This is a genomic window from Parvularcula maris (assembly GCF_024505085.1).
In the GTDB taxonomy this organism is placed as follows: Bacteria; Pseudomonadota; Alphaproteobacteria; order Caulobacterales; family Parvularculaceae; genus Parvularcula; species Parvularcula maris.
In genome coordinates this window covers 74,251-95,610 of sequence record NZ_JANIBC010000004.1, presented here as the reverse complement: position 1 = coordinate 95,610, position 21,360 = coordinate 74,251, and the positions used below count along the sequence as shown (strand labels likewise).

The 21,360-nt window shown below is 64.9% G+C and carries 17 protein-coding genes and 1 tRNA gene; 5 read left to right on the top strand and 13 right to left on the bottom strand.

Annotated features, from left to right (window positions below; translation table 11 throughout):
- Nucleotides 1–46: 46 nt before the first annotated feature.
- Both NOG11_RS07450 and cobS read left to right on the top strand, forming a co-directional pair.
- Nucleotides 47–1,762, top strand: coding sequence for a M28 family metallopeptidase (locus NOG11_RS07450; RefSeq protein WP_256619093.1), 1,716 nt, complete (start codon nucleotides 47–49; stop codon nucleotides 1,760–1,762).
- Nucleotides 1,763–1,848: 86 nt separating this feature from the next.
- Nucleotides 1,849–2,829 carry a cobaltochelatase subunit CobS gene (cobS, locus tag NOG11_RS07445; protein ID WP_256619092.1) on the top strand — a complete coding sequence of 327 codons (981 nt, stop codon included), beginning with the start codon at nucleotides 1,849–1,851 and terminating at the stop codon, nucleotides 2,827–2,829.
- Between the two features lie 137 nt (nucleotides 2,830–2,966).
- Here the strand turns inward: cobS and NOG11_RS07440 are convergent, their stop codons facing one another.
- The 6 genes from NOG11_RS07440 to NOG11_RS07415 all read right to left on the bottom strand — a co-directional run bounded on the left by NOG11_RS07440 (nucleotide 2,967) and on the right by NOG11_RS07415 (nucleotide 8,623).
- On the bottom strand, nucleotides 2,967–5,720 hold the full coding sequence (locus NOG11_RS07440; protein WP_256619091.1) for a phosphoenolpyruvate carboxylase: 2,754 nt from the start codon (nucleotides 5,718–5,720) through the stop codon (nucleotides 2,967–2,969).
- Between the two features lie 187 nt (nucleotides 5,721–5,907).
- Nucleotides 5,908–5,984: transfer RNA gene (locus tag NOG11_RS07435), tRNA-Arg, on the bottom strand.
- Between the two features lie 45 nt (nucleotides 5,985–6,029).
- Nucleotides 6,030–6,950, bottom strand: a complete 921-nt coding sequence (thiL, locus tag NOG11_RS07430; RefSeq protein WP_256619090.1) for a thiamine-phosphate kinase — start codon at nucleotides 6,948–6,950, stop codon at nucleotides 6,030–6,032.
- Between the two features lie 10 nt (nucleotides 6,951–6,960).
- Nucleotides 6,961–7,446: a transcription antitermination factor NusB gene (gene nusB / locus NOG11_RS07425; RefSeq protein ID WP_256619089.1), complete on the bottom strand. Its 486-nt coding sequence runs from the start codon at nucleotides 7,444–7,446 to the stop codon at nucleotides 6,961–6,963.
- Entirely contained in the window at nucleotides 7,443–7,892 is a 450-nt protein-coding gene (gene nrdR / locus NOG11_RS07420) for a transcriptional regulator NrdR (RefSeq protein WP_256619088.1), read from the bottom strand. The genes nusB and nrdR overlap by 4 nt, the downstream gene beginning before the upstream one ends.
- A gap of 260 nt (nucleotides 7,893–8,152) precedes the next feature.
- A complete protein-coding gene (locus NOG11_RS07415; RefSeq protein ID WP_256619087.1) occupies nucleotides 8,153–8,623 on the bottom strand; it encodes an REP-associated tyrosine transposase in 471 nt (156 codons plus the stop codon).
- Nucleotides 8,624–9,089: 466 nt separating this feature from the next.
- Here NOG11_RS07415 and NOG11_RS07410 point away from each other — a divergent pair, with 466 nt between their 5' ends.
- Entirely contained in the window at nucleotides 9,090–10,232 is a 1,143-nt protein-coding gene (locus NOG11_RS07410; RefSeq protein WP_256619086.1) for a TIR domain-containing protein, read from the top strand.
- Here NOG11_RS07410 and clpA read toward each other — a convergent pair.
- The 3 genes from clpA to clpS all read right to left on the bottom strand — a co-directional run bounded on the left by clpA (nucleotide 10,229) and on the right by clpS (nucleotide 13,189).
- On the bottom strand, nucleotides 10,229–12,550 hold the full coding sequence (clpA, locus tag NOG11_RS07405) for an ATP-dependent Clp protease ATP-binding subunit ClpA (protein ID WP_256619085.1): 2,322 nt from the start codon (nucleotides 12,548–12,550) through the stop codon (nucleotides 10,229–10,231). The genes NOG11_RS07410 and clpA overlap by 4 nt on opposite strands.
- Before the next feature lie 103 nt (nucleotides 12,551–12,653).
- Nucleotides 12,654–12,857 carry a hypothetical protein gene (locus NOG11_RS07400; protein WP_256619084.1) on the bottom strand — a complete coding sequence of 68 codons (204 nt, stop codon included), beginning with the start codon at nucleotides 12,855–12,857 and terminating at the stop codon, nucleotides 12,654–12,656.
- A 2-nt stretch (nucleotides 12,858–12,859) separates the two neighbouring features.
- Nucleotides 12,860–13,189, bottom strand: coding sequence for an ATP-dependent Clp protease adapter ClpS (gene clpS, locus NOG11_RS07395; protein ID WP_256619083.1), 330 nt, complete (start codon nucleotides 13,187–13,189; stop codon nucleotides 12,860–12,862).
- Between the two features lie 184 nt (nucleotides 13,190–13,373).
- Between clpS and NOG11_RS07390 the strand changes: the two genes are divergently transcribed.
- Entirely contained in the window at nucleotides 13,374–15,149 is a 1,776-nt protein-coding gene (locus NOG11_RS07390) for an ATP-binding protein (protein ID WP_256619082.1), read from the top strand.
- Nucleotides 15,150–15,366: 217 nt separating this feature from the next.
- Here the strand turns inward: NOG11_RS07390 and NOG11_RS07385 are convergent, their stop codons facing one another.
- From NOG11_RS07385 to NOG11_RS07375, 3 genes are all read right to left on the bottom strand, one after another.
- On the bottom strand, nucleotides 15,367–16,326 hold the full coding sequence (locus NOG11_RS07385) for an NAD-dependent epimerase/dehydratase family protein (protein ID WP_256619081.1): 960 nt from the start codon (nucleotides 16,324–16,326) through the stop codon (nucleotides 15,367–15,369).
- 20 nt (nucleotides 16,327–16,346) lie between these two features.
- A complete protein-coding gene (locus tag NOG11_RS07380) occupies nucleotides 16,347–18,242 on the bottom strand; it encodes a S9 family peptidase (RefSeq protein WP_256619080.1) in 1,896 nt (631 codons plus the stop codon).
- A gap of 453 nt (nucleotides 18,243–18,695) precedes the next feature.
- Nucleotides 18,696–19,154, bottom strand: coding sequence for a phasin family protein (locus tag NOG11_RS07375; protein WP_256619079.1), 459 nt, complete (start codon nucleotides 19,152–19,154; stop codon nucleotides 18,696–18,698).
- Nucleotides 19,155–19,521: 367 nt separating this feature from the next.
- Between NOG11_RS07375 and NOG11_RS07370 the strand changes: the two genes are divergently transcribed.
- Nucleotides 19,522–20,790, top strand: coding sequence for a D-alanyl-D-alanine carboxypeptidase (locus NOG11_RS07370; RefSeq protein WP_256619078.1), 1,269 nt, complete (start codon nucleotides 19,522–19,524; stop codon nucleotides 20,788–20,790).
- Nucleotides 20,791–20,797: 7 nt separating this feature from the next.
- Here NOG11_RS07370 and NOG11_RS07365 read toward each other — a convergent pair whose 3' ends face one another.
- The gene (locus NOG11_RS07365; RefSeq protein WP_256619077.1) at nucleotides 20,798–21,262 is read right to left on the bottom strand and encodes a hypothetical protein; all 465 of its coding nucleotides are present in this window, start codon (nucleotides 21,260–21,262) and stop codon (nucleotides 20,798–20,800) included.
- Nucleotides 21,263–21,360 lie beyond the last annotated feature (98 nt).

Below are 21,360 nucleotides of genomic sequence, written 5' to 3'. Positions count from 1 at the left end.
ACGCGATTATCAGCCTTCTCAGCGAAGTATATCAGCAGGAATCACGATGAAGACAAAGCTGCTTCTAGGCATAACGATTATGGCGCTGGCCGCGTGCGGTAGCGAGAACGAAGCGGCGACAGACGAGCGCCCTGCCGATGAGGCGGCGCCGGAGACTGCCGTTGAAGCCGCTGCTTCGCCCCTGGTCATCGAGGAGGCCGTGCTGCGCGAGCATATCGCGACGCTCTCCGACGACAGCTTCGAGGGCCGTGCGCCCGGCACCCCCGGCGGCATGAAGACCCGCAGCTACCTCGCCGAAGCGATGGCCGAGGCCGGGCTCGAGCCCCTGGAGGGCAGCTACGAGCATATGGTGACCCTGGTCAGCCGCACCCTGGACCCTGAAGCCTCGTCGGTCGGCTTCACCTTGCCGAGCGGCGAGCGCCCGCTGGAGTACGGCCCGGAGGCCGTCTTCTGGACCAAGCGCGACGACACCTCCCTCTCCATCGAAGGCAGCGAGGTGGTCTTTGTCGGTCACGGCGTCGTCGCGCCCGAGTATGGCTGGAACGACTACGAGGGCATCGACGCTGCGGGCAAGACCGTGGTGATGCTCATCAACGACCCCGGCTTCCGCCAGCAAGGCGAGGATTTCGGCGGCAACGCCATGACCTATTACGGCCGCTGGACCTACAAATATGAGGAGGCCGCCCGCCAGGGCGCCGAGGCCGCCATCATCATCCACCAGACCGAGCCAGCCGCTTACGGCTGGGGCGTGGTCGAGGGCTCCTGGTCAGGCCCGCAGCTTAACCTGCCGAGAAACCCCGACGAGACCCAGCCCGTGGCGCTCGAAGGCTGGGTGACGCTCGAGGTGGCTGAGGCCATGTTCGACGAGGCGGGTCTCGACTTCGCGGAGCTTGAGGAAGCCGCCACCCAGGCGGGGTTCGAGCCCGTCGCCATGGAGGGCGTCACCTTCTCTGCCGATCTCGCCCAAACCCTGGAGGAGACCGAAAGCGCCAATGTCGCAGGCGTGCTGCGCGGCACCGAGGCGCCGGACGAGTACATCCTCTACACCGCCCACTGGGACCATCTCGGCATGGATCAGGCCCTGATCGACGCAGGCGAGGACGGCATCTATAACGGCGCGGTGGACAACGCGACCGGCACGGCGGCGCTTCTCGCCATCGCTGAGGCCTGGGCGAATAGCGGCGTTCAGCCGAAGCGCTCGCACCTGTTCCTAGCCGTCACGGCGGAGGAGTCCGGGCTCCTCGGCTCCAAAGCCTTCGCCTCCTCGCCGCCCGTGCCCCTCGCCAGCATGGTGGGCGGTCTCAATATCGACGCCGTGCTGCCCGCGGGTGAGAGCAACGATCTCACCGTGGTGGGCTTCGGCGCTTCGGAGCTGGAGGACGTGCTTACCGAGGTCGCGGGCCGGGAGGGCGTGACCCTCTCCCCCGACCCCTCGCCGCAGAACGGCTATTTCTACCGCTCAGACCATATCGAGTTCGCCAAGCGCGGCGTGCCGATGCTCTATGTGGACGGCGGCACGGACCTGAAGGAAGGCGGTATCCAGGCAGGCGAGCAGCTCGCCAGCGCCTACACCACCGGTCCCTACCACAACCCCTCGGACGAGTACTCGGAGGACTGGGACCTCTCCGGCATGGTGCAGCTTCTGGAAATTCTCGCGGCCGTAGGCTTCGACCTCGACCAGTCGGGTGACGATCCCAACTGGTACGAGGGCAACGAGTTCCGCTCCATCCGGGACGAGCAGCTCGCAGCCGCCGGGCGGTAGCTTCCCGCCCCTCCCGCCCCGCTCTTTCTGCCGCACTGGACATTCCGGTGCGGGCCTGAAAGACGGGGCGTAACGAAGGAGTGCGCATGAGCGACGTCGATCCCGCCCGCCAGCCGGACACCGAGGTTTCCGCGGCGGAAGTCTTTGGCATCAAGTCCAACATGGTGGTTCCCGCCTTTCGCGAGGGCGGGGAGCACGTGCCGGAGGTGGACCCCACCTACCGCTTCGACCCGCAGACCACGCTCTCGATCCTGGCGGGCTTCGCGCATAACCGCCGGGTGATGGTCCAGGGCTATCACGGCACGGGCAAGTCCACCCATATCGAGCAGGTGGCCGCGCGGCTCAACTGGCCCTGTGTGCGGATCAACCTCGACAGCCATGTCAGCCGCATCGACATGATCGGCAAGGACGCCATCGTGGTCGAGGACGGCAAGCAGATCACCTCCTTCAAAGAGGGCATTTTGCCCTGGGCCTTCCAGCGTCCGGTCGCCCTGGTGTTCGACGAGTACGATGCGGGCCGCCCGGACGTGATGTTCGTCATCCAGCGGGTGCTCGAGGCCGAAGGCAAGCTGACGCTGCTCGACCAGAACAAGGTGCTGAAGCCTCATCCGAGCTTCCGCTTGTTCGCCACCACCAACACGATCGGCCTCGGCGACACCACCGGCCTCTATCACGGCACCCAGCAGATCAACCAGGGCCAGATGGACCGCTGGTCGATCGTCACCACGCTGAACTATCTCGACCACGACGAGGAGACCGAGATCGTCGCCGCCAAGCTCGAGGGCTATCAGTCCGCGGAGGGCCGCAGGACGCTGGATGCCATGGTCCGCGTCGCCGACATGACCCGAAACGCGCTGATGGCGGGCGACATCTCCACTGTGATGAGCCCCCGGACGGTGATCACCTGGGCTCAGAACGCGGAAATCTTCGGCGATATCGGCTATGCTTTCAGGGTCACGTTCCTCAACAAGTGCGACGAGCTGGAGCGGCCCCTCGTCGCGGAGTTCTACCAGCGTGCATTCGGTGAGGACCTGCCCGAGGCCAGCCATCTGATTGATGTGGCGTGAGGCTGCCGCTTCCTCCCCTTCAGGGGAGGTGGCCCCGTAGGGGTCAGAGGGGAGCAGCAACTGGCGAAGGCGCTTCTTGAAAGTCCCCCTCCGCCCTTCGGGCACCTCCCCATGGAAGGGGGAGGGGGAGCCAGCATCTACCCATGCGCCCCAAAGTGGTGGGCCACCGCCAGGCTGATCTCCCGGCACTGCTGGAAGGCCCGCTCGAGCGGCGCGATGGTGTCCAGCTCGATGGCGGCGTAGCCAGTCTCGCCGTCGTCGTGGTCGGCCTGTTCCTCGAAAAGATCCGCATAGTCACGGTCGGTACGCTGAGGGAAACCCTCGCGGAGCTGCGCCACGGCGCGGGGCACGTCGAGGGCCAGGATCTCAGCCAGGACCTCCCGACGGGAGAAACCCCCTGCCCTGGCGAACACCGGCAAGCGTGCACCGAGGAGGAACATGTGCTGCATCAACGCCAACCGCAGCGCGTGAAGAAGATCGAGATTGAGGGGCGCCGGGCCCGTCCGCTCGAAGCCCATCTCCTTGAGGCCCCGCTTCAGCGCGATGGCGCCGGGTCGCAGGCGGGCGGCGAGCTCCAGCGCGGCGAAATAGCGCCGGTCACCGACGAGATGCGCCGCCAGATCGCCGCAGGCCTTCTCGAGCTGCGGCTCGAGCCCGGAGATCGGCCGCGTCGCCCATAAGCTGCCGTCATAGAGCTTCATATAGGCGATCAGCGTCTTCATGTCCGACAGCTCGGCGGAGCGAGCCACGAGGCTCATCAGCCTACGGAAGCGGTCAGAGTTTCGAAAAAGCTCCGTATAGGCTTCAGGCTCCATGCCGATGGCCTCGCCGACTCCGCCATGGATGTTCGCCGTGTAGCCGATCTGCTGCAGGCTGCCATTGTGGGAGATGGCCCTGATCTGGCGCAGGCTGCGCTCCTCCTCGCCAGAGCGCTCAAACTGGCGCTTGGTCTTGCGCGAGCCCGCAGGAGGTAGGAGCGAGAGGCCCGGACCCATCGCAACGGCCACCATGGCCTCCTCACCGAAGAGGTCCATCTGCTCCGAACGAATGGTGTTGTAGAAGTCGAGGCTTGCCTCGTAATTGTCATAGAACGGATCATCCGCAGCGCCGCCCGGCACCTCGCGTCCCGCCAGAAGCCCCGCCACGACCGCCTCCGCCGCCTCGGGCGAGGCGAACCAGGCATAGCCGTCGCCGCCCTGGAAGCTGATCTCGTGCGAGAGTGGGATGCCGGCCTCGGCAAAGCGGTGGCGGGCGAAGGGCGTCATGGCGTAGCGGCTACGGTCGATGATCGAGGCGGGGTGTCCGCCCCGCCCCATGCTCTCGCCGTGGGTGTTGAAGATGACCGCCTCCAGCCCTTCCAGGCCGTGGTGCTGCATCTCTTCGGCAAGCTGGATCTGCAGCCTCTCAATGGCGAGGGTGGCGGGGAGCTGCCCCATGAACCGTCCGGCATCGGAGAAACCGGCCTCGATGGAGATGCGGCCCCGATTCCGTACCTGGTCGCGGTAAGCCTCTTGGGCGAAAAGGACCGAGAGGATGCGGCGGGAGCGCTCGAAGCTCCTCGCCGTCTCAAACAGCGGGCAGATGTCGAGCCGGTCTTCCGCGCCGTAGCGCTTGGCCAGCCAGATGGCCGTCAGCACGGTGACGGGGTTCTCGCACTCGGCGATCAGCAGGCGGATGGGTGTATCCTCGTCGATATGCTTGAGGATCTGCTTGGCGAGGATCGCGATGCGGCGGGCGGAGGATGTCTCCGACGCCAGCGTGCCGAAATTCACCGAGAGCGGCGATACGTCGGCGATCGCCTCGCCCACCTGCCCGAGAGCCGCATGGCCGAAAAGATCCGCATCGCGGCTGATCGGGATGAGGGCGCGGGAGGCGTTTCTGATCTGCGAGGCATTGAGGCGGAAGTGTATCTCGCCCAGCCCGAGGCCGCGCACTTTCATCAGCCCCGCAATGGCGAGGAGCTTACGTTTGCCCGTACCCTCTGCCGCGCTGGCGATACGGCGGAGCTCCTCGATCAAGGACGCCGTGCTGGTCAGCCTTCCCTCGCTCTCCCCGGTCAGCTGGTTGGCGGCCCCGGCAAGCCCTTCGGGCGTACGGAGCATCTCGTCGTCGGAGAATAGTGCCAGCTCGACCTTCGCCCGCGCGACCGCGCCGCGCAACGTCGCGAGCGGGCCACTCAGATCGGCCTTGCCGTCCAGGGCCGAGAGCCTTCGTTCGTAGTCCTCCAGCGCCTCCACCTTCTCGGTCAGGCGGTGGCGGATGATCTGTGGCCAGCCAATGTCCTGCCGCCCGTCGAGGTCGTACCCCACCCATGTAGCCAGCCCAAGCGGCGCGGGGATAAAGTCGGCGCTGCCGAACTTCTGCTCGGCGGCTTCGACAATGGCCTCGCCGCAGGCCACTACAGCATCAGCAGCCCGGCTGAGGGTGTTGCGCGCCTCCTCATGCTCTTCGGCCAGGGTGATCCCGGCACGGATGCCGGTCGCCTCTTCGATAGGGGCCTCGCCGCGCAGCGCCCTGCCCCCCTTCCGCCTCATGGCGAAGGTGGGGTGGCCGGTGAAGACGATGGTCTCGACCGGTCTTGCTAGCTGCTTCTCCAGCTCCTCGGCCGATGAAGCGGCACCGGCGATCCGGGCAGCGACCTCTCCCAGCGATCCCGCCTCGGCGAGGTAGGCTACCCCCCGGTCCTTGCGCGCCGACGCCGCCTCGCAGGCCAGCGCCTCGATCATGGCCTGGGTGTCGTCCAGGGACAGCTTGCCCGCCTCGATGTCCTGGCTCAGCTCGAAGGACAGGCGCCGCACGGGGTTCGCCAGCGGGTCGCGGTCGAGCTTGCTGCGCAGGCGCTCCAGCTCCGTGCGTAGCGGGCGGAGCAGCTTGTCGGCACGTTCGGTCATAGGGGTCCCCTTCGGTCAGAGAACCTTGTGCCGCGCCATGATAGCATAAGGGAGGGGGGCGGGGTCAGTTCTGCGTGAGGCGGCCATGCTGCCGAAAGGGATCGGACGGTGAAGGCGAGGGGGGCAACCCCGAGCCGGAACACGCACTCAAGTAGCGAGCGCGAGCGAGCGGTAGTGCCAAAGAAAATGGTGATCCCGGTAGGACTCGAACCTACTACCTACAGATTAGGAATCTGTCGCTCTATCCTGATGAGCTACGGGACCGCTGGGGTTCTTTTAGCGAGCTTTCGGTCAGGCGCAACAAGGGGGTCAGGCGAAGTGGTTGTACCCCTTGATGTCGGCCTTCCAGGGAGTGCCGCGCATGAGGAGACCCACACCCTCTCCTTCTTCAGCCCGGCCGATATGGCTGAGACGCAGCCCGAGCCGATGGGCCTCCTGCTGCAGCTCCTTCTCCTCAGCCCCGCTGAGGAACAGGGTCTGGTAGTCGTCCCCGCCGCCTAGGAGCTCGGCGAGCCTGCCCGCGCGGCGTGCCTCCATTCCGGCTGCGGAGAAAGGCACGCGGTCGACGTCGATGACCAGCCGTAGCTTCGAAGCCTCAGCCATGTGTCTGGCATCCGCGACCAGCCCGTCGGAGACGTCCAGGCTGGCGCTGGCGAAGCGGGCTACCAGCTCCTCCGCCCCCGAAGGAACGGACGGCAGGCGGTAGGGCATGGCTTCTTCATCATCCGCTGACGGACTACCCTTTGCGGCTTCCAGTCCTAGAAGGCCGTCGCCGATGTTGCCGGTGACGTAGAGGCCCTGCCCCGGCTCGCCCCCTGCGCGCGTGATGCGCGGTCCTAGGGGCCTGCCGAACATCGTGACACTGACGACCGTCTGCGCGCCCCTGGTCGTGTCGCCGCCGAGGAGGGCGAGGCCGCACTCCTTCTGCTCCGCCCACAGGCCCGTTGAGAAGGCGGCGATGTCGCTCTCCTGCGTATCCTGGGGCCAGACCAGGCCGAGGGCATAGGTTTCGGGCCGCGCGCCTTTGGCGATGAGGTCCGAGCGGTTCACCCGCAGAGCCTTCCGCGCGACGAGGTCCAACGGGTCGGTCTTCAGGAAGTGCACGCCCTCGACCAGCACGTCCTTGGTCATCAGCATGCCGCCTAGCTCGGCCGCGTCGTCGGTCAGGCCCTCCGCCCCCTCCCCCGCAAGCGGGGCGAAGTAGCGGGCGATGAGGCCGAACTCGTCCACGAGCCGGGGCCTAGAACTCGTCGGGCCGCGCCTGCCTTGCCGAGGCTTCGAGCACGGCGTTGATGAAGCGCGGCTCCTGCTCGCCCTCACCGAAGAAGTCGTTGGCGATCTCCACATACTCGTCGATCACCACGGGCGCGGGGATGTCCGGGCGGCGCACAAGCTCATAGGCGGCGCAGCGCAGCACGGCGCGGGCGGTGGCGTCCAGGCGCTTGAGGCTCCAGCCCTCGCGCAGGTTCCGGTTGATGAGCGGATCGATCGGCTTTTGCGCGTCGATCACCCCGCGCACGAGGTCGGCGAAGAACTCGTCATCGGCCTCGCGGATCGCCTCGCCGTCGAGCTCGGAGCCCAGGCGGTGGTGCTGGAACTCGCGCACGATCGCGTCGACCCCCTGGCCCGAATGCTCCATCTGGTAGAGGGCCTGCACCGCGCCGAGGCGGGCGAGGGTGCGCTGCTCACGGCGGCTTTTGGCGTAGGTATCGGTTTTCTGGTTCACTTGCTCAGTTCGCGTAGGAAGCCTTCGAAGTCGGAGGCCTCGGTGAAGTTCTTGTAGACGCTGGCGTAGCGGACGAAGGCCACGTCATCGATATCCCTGAGGGCGGACATGACGGCGGCGCCGATGGCGCGGCTCTCGATCTCCGTCTCGCCGGACTGCTCGAGGCTGCGCACGATCTGGCTGACCGTGCGCTCGATCGTGTCCTGGTCGATGTCGCGCTTGCGGGTGGCGATCTGGATCGAGCGGGTCACCTTGTCCCGGTCGAAGGCCGCCTTGCGGCCCGAGCTTTTCAGCACGGTCAGCTCGCGAAGCTGCACCCGCTCGAAGGTGGTGAAGCGCGCCTCGCAGGAGCCGCAGAGACGCCTGCGCCGGATGGCCGTGCCGTCATCGGCGGGGCGGCTGTCCTTCACTTGCGTGTCGTCGCTCTGGCAGAATGGGCACCTCATGGAGGGCAGATAGGGGAGCGGGGGGGAATTGGAAAGGTGCGGCGGAGCCAGCACGAGAACCCGCGCTTCCCCGGCGGGAAGGCGGCTCAAAAGGGCAGGAAGCGCGCGGGCGTGGCCACGGCTCGGGTGTTTGTCTATTCTAAGGTCGGCCGTGGCCCCTAGAGCGTGGAGGCCGGGGGATAAGTTCGTAGGGTGGACGCCGGCAGGCGGCCACCTTCCCTGGACCGGCCGCCGCAAGGTGGCCGCTGCTCGCGTCCACCCTACAGGTGCAACCCCTCCGGCGGCATCTCCCAGGTGTGACCGCTCTCCACCTTCCATCGGTGCCAGGAGGAGTGCGGCCAGTCGTCCATGTCGCGCGCGTGCCCATGCTTCACCGGGTTGTAGTGGACGTAATTGATGTGGTTCGTCAGGTCCTTCTCCGAGCGGATGGTGTGCTCCCAGTAGCGGCGTTGCCAAACCTTCGCGCCGATACGGCCCGCGAAGCGGCGTTTGATAAGCTGCCAGCGAAGCGGGTAGTCCGCATCGCCCTCCGGCAGCCGCCACACCGTATGCAGATGGTCCGGCATGACGCACATCGCCTCGATCCGGACGGGATGAACCGACAGCATGGCCCGGAAGGCCGCGCGCAGATCATCCATCCGTTCAGTCAGGAGGCCGGAGCGGCGGTCCTTCAGGCAGACCGTGAAGGCAAAGGTCCCGCCCTCGGCAAAGATGCGCCTGTAGCGTTGCATGGGAGGGGCGTAGCTGACCGGCACCCAACGAACAAACAAAGAACGCAGCCCGTAGGGTGGACGCAGGAGGCGGCCACCTAGCCAAAGGCGCCAACCCGTAGGGTGGACGCGAGCAGCGGCCACCTCACCAAGCACCACCGCCGCAGGGTGGCCGCCTGCCAGCGTCCACCCTACGGAACCAGACCCTCCGCCGCGAAACCGAAAGGCTACCAGCGCCAAGCCGCCACCGCAGCAACGCGGCCAGTTCCTACGGGGCTGACCGCCCTACGCGGAAAGGCGGACCGTCAGGTGCATGAAGGCGATGCCGCCATGCACCATCAACCAGGACAGCGGTGTATTGCGCTCCTCGCGCCTTAGGTTTGCTACGGCAGGTTGTAGCGCCCACCGAACACCAGTAAATACAACAGCGAAGACCTTCGAGCGGCTTCGGCATAAGCCAAGCGAGTGACCGATTCGCGGAACCAGAATGATGGACTTGTTTACCGAGATGGATGACGAACAAAAAAAGAATGAACAGCTCCGAGACGAACTTGAAATTGATTCTGGCAAGAGCGAACGGAAAACCGCGACGAGAAAGAAGCCAGCATCCGATTCCAAACGAGTGACTAAGAAGAACCCATCCAAATATCCGAGGGATACCCTCGAACAGGCACTTCGAATACCTCGATCAATTTTAGAACAGAATGCCGGTCAGCCTTGCTCGGTAGAGGATGCTGCGCGGTATATGGGAGTTGGCTGCAACGGACCATTTAAGGTACTTGTCGGATCGGCAAAAAAGTACGGCTTACTGAAAGAAGATGGACCCGGTATTGTTGCTCTAACAGATCTCGCTCGTCAGATACTTCGACCTCAGACTCGAGAAGATGAGATCAGTGGACTGCGAACATCTGTTCAAACAGCTCCAGAAATCTCCGACGTCTACTCGCACTATCGCGGTGAGCTTATTCCTGAACGCAAGTTCTTCGCCAACAAGCTGATGGATACGTACGGTATACTAGAGCATAAAACAGAAGAATTTTCAGAAATATTCTTCTCCACTCTCCGGTTAGCTGAGCTATTGGACGAGACTGGCGGAAAAATACGACTTCTAGACGTCAGCGAAAATCGAACCAGCACAACACATGTAGCATCGAAGGAGGAACGCCGGCTTCGAAAGGCAGTAACCCCAAATAGTTCCGATACTTGTTTTGTAATGATGCCTTTTGGAGGTCATTTAGGCACATACTATGAAGCTGTATATAAACCTGCCGTTAAACAGGCAGGGCTGACTCCGATTAGAGCTGACGCAGATATCTTTGGCACCGGCAAGATCATTGATCAAATTTACCGTGGAATTGTGGAATCGAAAGTTTTGATCGCTGAACTCACTTCACGAAATCCAAATGTGTTTTATGAACTAGGGCTAGCACATGCGCTTCGAAAGCCAGTGGTACTAGTTTCCTCGAATGACGAAGACGTGCCTTTTGATCTCAAACATATACGCTGCATCCATTATGACATGAAGGACCCGTTCTGGGGGGAGAAACTCATCGATAAGGTGACAGAGAACGTCCTCTCCGCGCTACAAAACCCCGAAGAGGCTCTCTTCTCTGTCGAAGAACAAAGCTAACCAACCCGCTCCTTCTCACCATCCTCTTCCTGACCCTCCGCACCGGGCTCGACCCGTGCCGGGTCTTCGGGGATGTATTCGAAGGCGAGCTTCTCGCCTTCGAGCGACACCCTGACCACGCCGCCGAAGCGTAGGGAGCCGAAGAGGATCTCGTCGGCGATGGGTTTCTTGACGTGTTCCTGGATGGTGCGGGCCAGGGGGCGGGCGCCCATGTCCTCGTCGAAGCCGCGTTCGGAGAGCCAGCGTGTGGCCTCGTCGGTGAGCTCGAAGGTGACGTTTCTGTCCGCAAGCTGCGCTTCGAGCTGGAGGACGAACTTGGCCACGATGCGGTCGATGATCGGCTTGGAAAGCCCCGCAAACGGAATGACCGCGTCCAGACGGTTCCTGAACTCCGGCGTGAAGAGGCGGTTGATGGCCGTCTCCTGCTCGGAGTTGGCCCGCCCCCGGCCGAAGCCGATCTCCTGACGGCCCGCATCGGCGGCGCCCGCGTTGGTGGTCATGATGAGGACCACGTTGCGGAAGTCGATCTTCTTGCCGTGGCTGTCCGTGAGCTGACCGTTGTCCATCACCTGGAGGAGGATGTTGAAGATCTCCGGGTGGGCCTTCTCGATCTCGTCGAGCAGCACCACGGCGTGAGGGTTCTGGTCCACCGCGTCGGTGAGAAGCCCGCCGCCCTGGTCGAAGCCGACATAGCCGGGAGGCGCACCGATCAGACGGCTGACGGTGTGCCGCTCCATATATTCGGACATGTCGAAGCGGAGAAGCTCCACGCCCATCATCTTGGCGAGCTGCTTGGCGACTTCCGTTTTGCCGACGCCCGTGGGGCCAGCGAAGAGGTAGTTGCCGATGGGCTTGTCGGGCTCGCGGAGCCCTGCGCGGCTGAGCTTGATGGCCGCCGACAGCGCGTCGATGGCATCGTCCTGGCCAAAGACCACACGCTTGATGTCGCCGCCGAGGTTCCTGAGACGCTCCGTGTCCGACTTGGAGACGGATTTGGGCGGGATGCGAGCCATGACGGCGACGATCTCCTCGACCTGAGCGACGCCGATCTCCTTGGCGCGGTCTTCTTCCGCGAACAGCATCTGCCGCGCGCCCGCCTCGTCGATGACGTCGATGGCCTTGTCCGGCAGCTTGCGGTCGGTCATGTATTTCGCGGCCAGCTCCACGGCGGTCTTGATCGCCTCGTCGGAGTAGGTGAGGCCGTGGTGCTTCTCGAAGGCGGGCCTGAGGCCGCGCAGGATCTCGATCGTGTCGGGCACGGAGGGCTCCATCACGTCGATCTTCTGGAAGCGGCGGGAGAGGGCGCGGTCCTTCTCGAAGTGCTGCTTGTACTCCTTGAAGGTGGTCGAGCCCATGCATTTGAGCGTGCCCTGCTGGAGGGCGGGCTTGAGGAGGTTCGATGCATCCATGGCGCCGCCCGAGGTGGCACCGGCGCCGATGATGGTGTGGATCTCGTCGATGAAGAGGATGGCGTGGTGGTGCGCCTCGCACTCCTTGATGACGGCCTTGAGCCGCTCTTCGAAGTCGCCCCGGTAGCGGGTGCCGGCGAGAAGCGCGCCCATGTCGAGGGAGAAGATGGTCGCCTCGGCCAGGACCTCGGGCACTTCCTCATCGACGATCTGACGGGCGAGCCCTTCGGCGATGGCGGTCTTGCCGACGCCGGGGTCACCGACGAAGAGCGGGTTGTTCTTCCGCCTGCGGCAGAGGATCTGGATCGCCCGCTCGACCTCCTTGTGGCGGCCGATCAGGGGATCGACATCGCCCTTCCGCGCCTTGTCGTTGAGGTTGACGCAGTAGGCCTCCAGCGCCTCGGGGCCTTGCTTGGCCTGGGCGTCGTCGTCCTCATCCGTGCCGCGGGGGGTCTTGGGGGCGGACTGGCCGTTCTTGGAGAGGCCGTGGGAGATGTAGTTGACCGCGTCGTAGCGGGTCATGCCCTGCTGCTGCAGGAAGTAGGCGGCATGGCTCTCGCGCTCGGCGAAGATGGCGACGATGATGTTGGCGCCGGTGACTTCCGCGCGGCCGCTCGTCTCGACGTGGATGAGGGCACGCTGCACGACCCGGTGGAAGGAGGTGGTCGGCTTGGCCTCCTCCAGCTCCTCGACCACCAGGTTTGCGAGGTCGTCCTCGATATATTCGGTCAACGTCTCGCGCAGCTCGGCGATGTCCACCGCGCAGGCGGAGAGAAGCGCCTTCGCGTCATCGTCCTCGGTGAGGGCAAAGAGGAGGTGTTCGAGGGTGGCAAGCTCCTGACGGCGCTCGGTCGCCATGGCGATCGCCTGATGGATGGCCCGTTCGAGACCTGATGCAAAACTGGCCATGGGCTACTCCTTCGGTTCGTGTTGCTGGCGGCGCTGCCAGCGCCGGACGTAGAGGTAGAGCGCCGCGTTTCCGGCCATAGCCAGCGCGACGAGGAAGACGGCTTCAGGTCCTGTCATGACTACCTCCTGTAGTGCTGCTGACGGCCTGGTTCTGCGTGATCACCACCATCGCGCAGGCCGCAAAAAGAGAGGCGATCAGGAAGATCGCCCGCGCGTAAGCCGGAACGGGACTGACAAAGGCTGCGAGCAGCAGGCCCAAGGACAGCTTCTCCGCATAGTCTCCAACCCGTTCGTCCAGCGACTTCACGCTCACTCCTTCTCCATCGTGCATTGAAGAGGGTGTTCGTTGCGGCGGGCGAGTTCAAGCACCTGCGCCACTTTCGTTTCGGCAACCTCGAAGGTGTAGACGCCGCAGATGCCGACGCCCGTCTGGTGGACATGCAGCATGATGCGGGTCGCCGCCTCTCGGTCCTTCTGGAACACAGCCTCCAGCAGCCACACCACGAACTCCTGCGGGGTGTAGTCGTCGTTCAGCAGGATCACCTTGTAGAGGTTCGGCTTCTTCGTCTTCGGCTCGGCCTTGGTGATCGTGCCGATGCCGGGGCCGCCCCCGCGTTCGTCGTCGCGTTCTGTACTCATGGATGCGCGCGTCTTCTTCGATGCCAGATTGTCGGTTGGATGGTAGTAGATGGGTTTTTAGCCGCTTAGCGCAAGTCGCCTATGGGGTAACGTGGTCGCACGACACATCTTCCGGCAGTGAGCCGCTCTTAACGGCCTAGGAGGCCTTTTCGCCTAGCGTCCCACAAAAGAGGGACAGGGCAAGGTGACGATCGTCAGGGCATGGCGGGCCTTCGAGCGCTTCATGCGCATCGAGGACCGAAAGACGGGCTGGGAGGTGCTGCAGCTCAGGGCGAGCTACAGCGTCGTCGGATGCTTCGCCGTGCTGCAGGCGATGAACGTCGCGATGAGCTTCTACACCTTCGGCGGCTGGTCGTTCTACCACCTGCCGAGCTTCGTCCTCAGCGGTATCTGCATAGCCGGGGTGGTGAGCCTGCGCTGGCTGCGCAGCCATCGGTCCTACGCCGTCTTCTTCGCCTTCATCATGCTGGCGGGCATTGTCGGTCCGGCCCTTCCCGACAATACGGGCATCGATACGTCTCTCCTGCCCTACATCGTCATCAGCCCGATGATCATCTGCTTCATCGGCGGCTGGCGGGCAGGCATCTTCCTCCTCCCCTTCAACCTCCTGGCCATCTTCATCCTGGCCGAGAACGCCGTGCCGGGCAGTCCGGGCCTCCTTTCAGGCCTCAGCATGCTGCAGGAGCTGCGGGTGACCCAGGCGGTGTTCGCGCTCCTCTTGGCCACCTTCGTCGCCTGCGCCGTCAGCCTCGCCGCGAAGACCGCGCTGGAGCAGTCCGAAGCGGCCAACCGCCGGGCCAAGCGGGCCGAGGCGGCGAAGTCCGACTTCCTCGCCGCCATGAGCCACGAGCTGCGCACGCCCATGAACGGCGTCCTGGGCCTGACCGAGGTGCTGCTGCGCGAGGGAAGCGAGCCGCTGAGCCCGAGGCAGCGCGAGCTTCTGACCACCATCGACGATGCGGGAAGCCATCTTCTCGGCATTGTCGACGACATCCTGAACCTCTCCAAGCTCGAGGCGAACCGGGTGACGGCGGAGAGCCGTCCCCTCTCGCTTCACGCCCTGCTGCGCGGGGTGCGGGAGACCTTCGCGGGCAACGCCGTCGCCAAGCGCCTGCGCCTGGGCGTGACGCTGGGCGAGCACCTGCCGGACTGGGTGACGGGTGACGAGCTGCGCATCCGCCAGATCGTGACCAACCTCGTCTCCAACGCCGTCAAGTTCTCCGAGGTAGGCGAGGTCAGCATCCGCGCCGATGGTCTGGAGGCCCGCCCCGGCTGGGTCTGGATCGAGGTGAGGGATTGCGGCTGCGGCATCCCGCCCGAACGGGCCGAGGCGATCTTCGAGCCCTTCGAGCAGGCCGAACGCGGCGTCGAGCGGCGCTTCGGCGGCACAGGGCTCGGGCTGCCGATCTCGCGCCAGCTCGCCAATCTTCTGGGCGGGGAGATCCACCTCAAACGTACCGGTCCGGAAGGGAGCACCTTCGTCCTCATGCTGCCGCTCAGCGAGACCGAGCCCGAGGCGAAGAGAAGCGGCGCCGGTTTCGACCGAGAAGCGCTAAGGGGTCTCGACGTGCTGGTGGTGGAGGACAACGAGGTCAACCGCCTGGTCATCGGCGAGATGCTGAAGCTGATGGGCGCGCGGACCCGCTTCGCCGAGAACGGCCGTGAGGCATTGGCTGCCCTTCGGGCCTTCGGCGCCGATGTGGTGCTGATGGACAAGCACATGCCGGAGATGAACGGCATCGAAGCCGCCGCCGCCATCCGTGCCAGCGGCGAGCCGTGGGCGGAGGTGCCCATCATCGCCGCCACCGCCGACGCGATGGAGGGCGAGGAGGCAGCGCTTCTGGCCGCCGGGATGAACGGCTTCGTCTCGAAACCCGTCCGGGCGGACAGGCTAGCCGAGGTGATCGGCAGGGCGCTGGCGACGCGGGAAGATGGTTTGGCGGGGCAGCGGGTTTCATAAGGGCGTTTCAGTTCGCAGGTTTGGCAAGTACCGCCTCCCTCTCCCGCCCGCGGGAGAGGGACCGAGGGTGAGGGGGTTCTGAGCGCAGGTCTTGATAGTAAGCGTTGAAGAACGGCTTCGCCGAGACCCTCACCCAAAGCCTTGCTGAGCAAGCCTTTGACCTCTCCCGTGAACGGGAGAGGTGAGCGCTGAACCAACCTCAGCCCTCAATTCGAACCTAGACATCACCATCTACCAGAGGCGACACATAGCTCGGATCGTTCGCCACCGGACTCGGCCTTCCCTCTCGCAGCGCCTCCAGCACGTCCTCGAAGCGGGTCTCGTAGGTAAAGCCCAGCTCCCGCTCGATCAGGCTGCCGTCATAGACGCGGCCAATGCTGCGCGGCAGCGACCAGCCCCTGCCCCGGTAGAGCGTTTGGGCGTCGGGGAAGTGCCGGGCGATGACCGCCTCCGCATCGCGCTTCAGCTCGCTAGCCTCACCGCGTTCGAAGGGGGGCGGGGCGGTGACGAGGTAGAGGCCGAAGCCCCGCTCCTCTGCTTTGTCGAGTGCGGCGAGATGCGCCCGCGCCATATCTTCGACCGTGGCCCGCCGGTGCAGCATCTCGTTGGCTTTGAGGTTCTCCTGGTCGAGCTGCCCGAGCGTGTCGTCGTCCTCGGGGAAGAAGCGCGAGGTGCGCAGGATGATGACGGGCAGGCCCCGCTCCTCATGGTGCTGGCGGCAGAGGTGCTCGGCCGCGAGCTTGGTGACGCCGTAGATGTTACGCGGCTCCAGCGGCCCATGGGTCTCGTTGAGCCAGACCGCCCCCTCCCCCCGCTCCTCGCGGATGGCGCGGCTGATCATCAGAGACGTGGTGGAGGTGAAGACGAATCGGCAGCCGGGGCGGGCCGTGGCCTCCTCGAGAAGGTTCAGTGTGCCGGTGATGTTGGTGTCGATGAAGCCCTGCTGCGGATAGCGGGCGATGTCGGGCTTGTGCAGCGCACCGGTATGGATAACGCCGCCGAAGCGTTGCTCCTCGAAGAGCCGCGCCACGAGCGGGCGGTCCGCAGCGCTACCCTCGACATCGGTCAGCGGCCCCGGTGCCGGGTCGAGGCCAATCGTCTCGTGCCCCGCGGCGCGGAGCTGAGGGATCAGATAGCGGCAGAGCCAGCCCGACGAGCCGGTGACGAGGAGCTTCACGGGCAGGCCCTTACCGGCGGCTATTTCAGGTACTCGTCCAGGAAGCTGACATAGGCGTTCGATGCCTCGATCCGGTTCTCGCGCTTCCTGAAACCGTGGCCCTCATCGTCGAAGAGTACGTATTCGACGGGCACGTCGTTCTTGCGCAGCTCCTCGAACATCTCGTCACTCTCGACCTGCAGCACGCGGGGGTCGTTGGCGCCCTGGACGATGAGGACCGGCTTGGTCACTTTATCGGCGTGGAAGAGGGGCGAGATCGCGCGGTGGCGCTCGGCATCGGTCGCGGGGTCGCCCATCTCGTCATAGAGCGCGTCGCGGAAGCTGCCCCACCAGGGCGGAATGCTCTCCAGCGTCCTCACCCAGTTGGTCACGCCGAAGATGTTGATGCCAGCGTCGAAGGCTTCCGGCTCGAAGGCCAGCGCGGCCATGGTCATGTAGCCGCCATAGGAGCCGCCCACGACAGCGATGTTCTCTCCGTCGATCCAGTCGAGGCTTTCGAGGTAGCCGCGCGAGGCGACGATATCCTTGAGGTCCACATCGCCGTGCTTCTGGTCGTCCAGGTGGAAGAAGGTCTTGCCGTAGCCCGAGGAGCCGCGGTTGTTCACGGCGAGGACGGCGTAGCCGTTATTGACCATATGCTGCACCATCGCCGAGTAGCCGGTGCGGCTCTGCCCGCCTGGCCCGCCATGGACCAGGACCGCAGCCGGGACGGGGTTCTCGGCGCTCGCGCCCTTGGGCTTGTACTGGATCGAGGGGATCTCGAGGCCATCATAGCTCTCGAAGCGGATCACCTCCGCCTCGACCAGATGCTCGGGCTCGATCTTGCCGCCGAGGGCATCGGTGAGCTGGTCGAAGGAGGCCCGGCGCCTGCCGAAGGGGGCGACGTAGAGGTTGGACGGCGAGGTGCTGCCCGCGACCATCAGCGCGAGCTTCTTCTCGTCGGGGGAGAAGCGGAGCTGAGCGAGGTCGCCTTGGGGCAGCCCCCTCGGCATCCGCACCTCGCGGTCACGCTCGCGGTCGTAGACGGTGACCTCGGTGGAGGCGTCGGCATTGACGCCGTGCACCCGGTAGCGGCCGCTGGGCGAGTAGAAGAGGTAGGAGACGTCCCACTCCGCCTCGATAAGGGGCGCCGTCTCACCGGAGGCGATGTCGTAAGTGTAGGCGGCGGTGTACTCCCTGCGCTCGTCCGAGCCGAAGACGAGGCCGTCCCCTTCCGGCGTGAAGTCGTAGACCTGGTGGGCGACGTTGCCCTCGTGCTCGGTGACGAGCCGGGGCTCCGCCCCCTCGCCGAGCTCGACGAGGAAGATGTCGTTATCGGCGGAGCTGCGGTCCTTGGTCAGGGCCGCCATTGAGCCGTCGCGGCTGATGGCGGCGATGCCATAGCCGCCCTCATTGGTGAAGACGAGCTCCCGCTCCAGGCTCTCCGCATCGTAGCGGTAGAGATCGAAGGCCTGGGGGTCGCGCTCGTTGGTGGTGACGAAGAAGGCATCCTGCTCGCCCGTCCAACCGGCGAAGGAGGCCTTGAGGTTCCCCCCCGGCGTCAGGTCCGTGGGCTCACCCTCAGGGCTGCCGAGATAAAGGTGGTTGAGCTCGTCCCCGCCCTCATCGGCGGTATAGAGGAAGCCCTCGCCATCGGGCATGAAACCCACCGCGAAGGCGGCGTTCGTCTCCGAAGAGGTCAGCGCCGTACGCTCGCCGCTCTTCGCATCGACGCGGTAGACGTTGAACACGCCGCTTTCGTCTGAGCTCAGAAGAAGCGAGCCGCCATCGGCGCTCCACGCTCCCGGTGAGCCGGCCAAGCTGAAGCTGGTGGTCTCGAAGAAGGCTTCGGTGGGATAGACCGGAACGTCCTGCCCGTTCGCGGAGGATGCGGTTGCGACCGTCGCGGCCAAAGCAGTGAGAAGGACAGTGCGCATCGCTCGATACCCCGTATGCAGTCTGGTTCCGAAGGCTTGCCTTCCGCTTGGGTAGGTAGGCAAGTTCGTTAGACAGTCAGCCATCTAGGCGAAGGGACGTGGTTTCTTTCAGCAACGAAGCTGGCCCCCTCCACGCCACTGCCATAGCCTTTTCCGCCTACGAAAGGTCCCCCGGACCTTTCGTTTTGCCTTTGGCAAACTGCCTCCAAAGCCCGTTCGGGCACCTCCCCCACTCCGTAGGGGAGGAAGCAGAACGGAAACCCGTCCTCAACTTCGCTCACCTTCTAGAGGGTGGGCTGCCGGTAGGCTGAGGGGGAGGAAGCAACAGCGCCTACGTCTCCCTTAGCCGCCGGTGATACGAACGCCCAATGAAAAACCCCGCCGGGGTGCCCGGCGGGGTTCGGTACTACGCTACTCTACTGGCGGCCCTGAACGCGGGCCTTGGGAGGAAGCTTAGTTCTGCTTCTGCATCAGCTCGACCATGGCGCTGTAGCGCTTGGAGAGCGGCTGGGCAGCATCTTTGGCCGTCGCGATCATCATGTCGGAGACTTTGTTCACCTGGTTGATCTGCGCTTCCATGGTGGAGCGGAACAGCTCGGACTGGGCTTCGAAGAACTCCTGGGGCGTCTTCGCTTTGGAGAGCGACTGGACGCGCTCGGAAGCGGTCTCGAACTGGCTCTTGGCGTAGTCGACGTTCTCTTGCGTGACGCGTTCGAAGCCTTTGGCCATGGTGGAGGCGGCCTGCATGACGGCCTCGGTGTTGTCCTGGGCGAAGGAGCCCATCTGGGTCATGCCGCGGGTCATGCGCTCGACGCCTTCGTTAACGGATGCGTTGGCGGAGCCGGTGAAGGCCGAGACGTTCTCTTTGACGGTTTCGGCGGTTTTCTCGGTGGTCTTGCGGGTGGCGCTCATGGTTGTTCCCTTTCCTGCAGCCTTATAGGCCGCGTGTTGTTCGCTTGGTCCGTACCGCGGCCTGCCCAAGGCCCACCGCAGGGCACGTGCATAGCGACGGGAAATCTACGCTCCATCCCTATGCTGCAGTGCAATATACGAAGGCTCGGCGGGTTCGTCAAGGGTTATTGTGCGCTGCAGCAACACGGTCCGCGTGCTTTGTCCCACCTAGCACTCGCGAGCTGTTGGCTCGCTTTGTGCAGCCCCCGTTAAGGGTTTGATCACTGCAACAGGATTAAAGTCCTGGCGTGATCGTGTCGCATCGCTAAGGTGCTATCACGAAACAGTGAGCTTAGATGAAGCTACGGGTCACAGGGCGAGATTTAGCATGAAAAGACAACTGATCGGTTTGTTAGGAACGCTTCTTGCGGTTCTGGTGCTCTCAGCGACCGGTCAGGCTGCCGCCAATCCCAAATACGCGGCCTTCGTCATGCATGAGGGAACGGGGGACGTTCTCTTCTCCCGCTACGCCGACGAGCGGCGCTATCCCGCCTCCCTCACCAAGATGATGACCCTCTACGTTCTCTTCGAGGACATCGAGGCGGGCCGCATCTCCCTCGACGACAAGATCAAGGTCTCCGCCAACGCCGCGCGCCAGCCCGCCTCCAAGCTCGGCATCCGCGCAGGCTCCACCATCAAGGTTGAGACCGCCATCGAAGCCCTGGTGATCAAGTCCGCCAACGACGTCGCCACCGCCGTGGCCGAGCACGTGGCCGGGTCCGAGCAGGCCTTCGCCCGCCGCATGACCCGCACCGCCCGCGATATCGGCATGCGCTCCACCACCTTCCGCAACGCGTCCGGCCTGCCCAACAGCCGCCAGGTCACCACCGCCCGCGACATGGCCAAGCTCGCCGTCAGGCTGCGCCAGGACTTCCCCCGCCATCAGCCCTTCTTCGCCAAGACGAGCTTCTCCTGGGGCGGCAACACCTACCGCACCCACAACAAGGTCATGCTGAGCTATAGCGGCGCCACGGGCCTCAAGACCGGCTACACCCGCGCATCGGGCTACAACCTGGCGACCTCGGCGCAGCGTCAGGGCCACCCCCTGGTCGGCATCGTCCTCGGCGGCCGTTCGGGCTCCACCCGCAACCGCCACATGATGCAGATCATGGATCAGAGCTTCGCCAAAATCCGCCAGCGCCCCTCGCGCATCAAGACGGCCTTCCTTCGCCCGCCGACCCCGAACCTGAAGCCCGGCGCCTCCGCCCCGGTCATGCTGGCCTCCGCCGATCTGCCCGAGAGCGACGTCACTGCCGACGACCTCAACTTCCAGCAGCTCGCCCAGGCGGTCTCCTCTCTTCCGGCGAGCTTCGACATGGGTCAGGGCGACACCGATATGGACGAGCCGCGCAACTGGTCCGTCCAGGTCGGCGCCTATCGCCGCGAGAACCAGGCGCTCGACCGGCTGACCGCCATGCTGCCCACCATCGAGGGCGTGGCGCCCAAGGCCGACCGTCTGGTGCTGCCCAATAGGGGCCGCCGGGGCACGCTCTACCGCGCCCGCTTCGCCCAGGTCACCGCCGCCGAGGCCGAAGCCGTCTGCGACGTCCTCCGCCCACGCGGCGAGGACTGCCTCGCCCTGCCGCCGGGGCGCTGATCCCTCCCTACCAAATGCCTGGAAAGAGCCACTTCGGGGGCTCTTTTCGTTCGGGGGCGTCGCAGAAAACCGGCAGGCTCTCATCGCCCTCGTTCAAGCTTTGCACCCAGGCGATTCTCTCCTCGAGGGGCGGCGCCCCCGCCGCCTCGCGCATCGCGTCCGTCACCCCTTCGGCCACGGGATCGAGGCACCAGAACGGATCGCTGCCGTCCGGCTCCCCGTTGTCATCATACCCGCCCTGCCCCGAAGCGTTGGAGGCGAAGAGCTGCTTGTAGCCTGAATAGAGCAGGAAGCGGTCGATGGATTTGGGGATGAAGGAGGCAGCCTCTTCGCTGCCGAGTGCCCTGCCCCGCTCGGCCCAAAGATAGACCTGGTAGAAATGGGCGGGCACCGTACCGTGCTGGAAGATCTGAGCCGCGTTGGCGTAGTCCTCGCCGGTGATAAGGCAGCCCTCCGCGAAGATCGCCGCCACCGCTTGGCGCCGCTTGAGGTCCCGCGGGATGATCGAGGGACCGATGGGTCCCTGCCGGTCGGCTTGGTCGGCATCGCGCAGGGCCTGAAGCTCCGCCG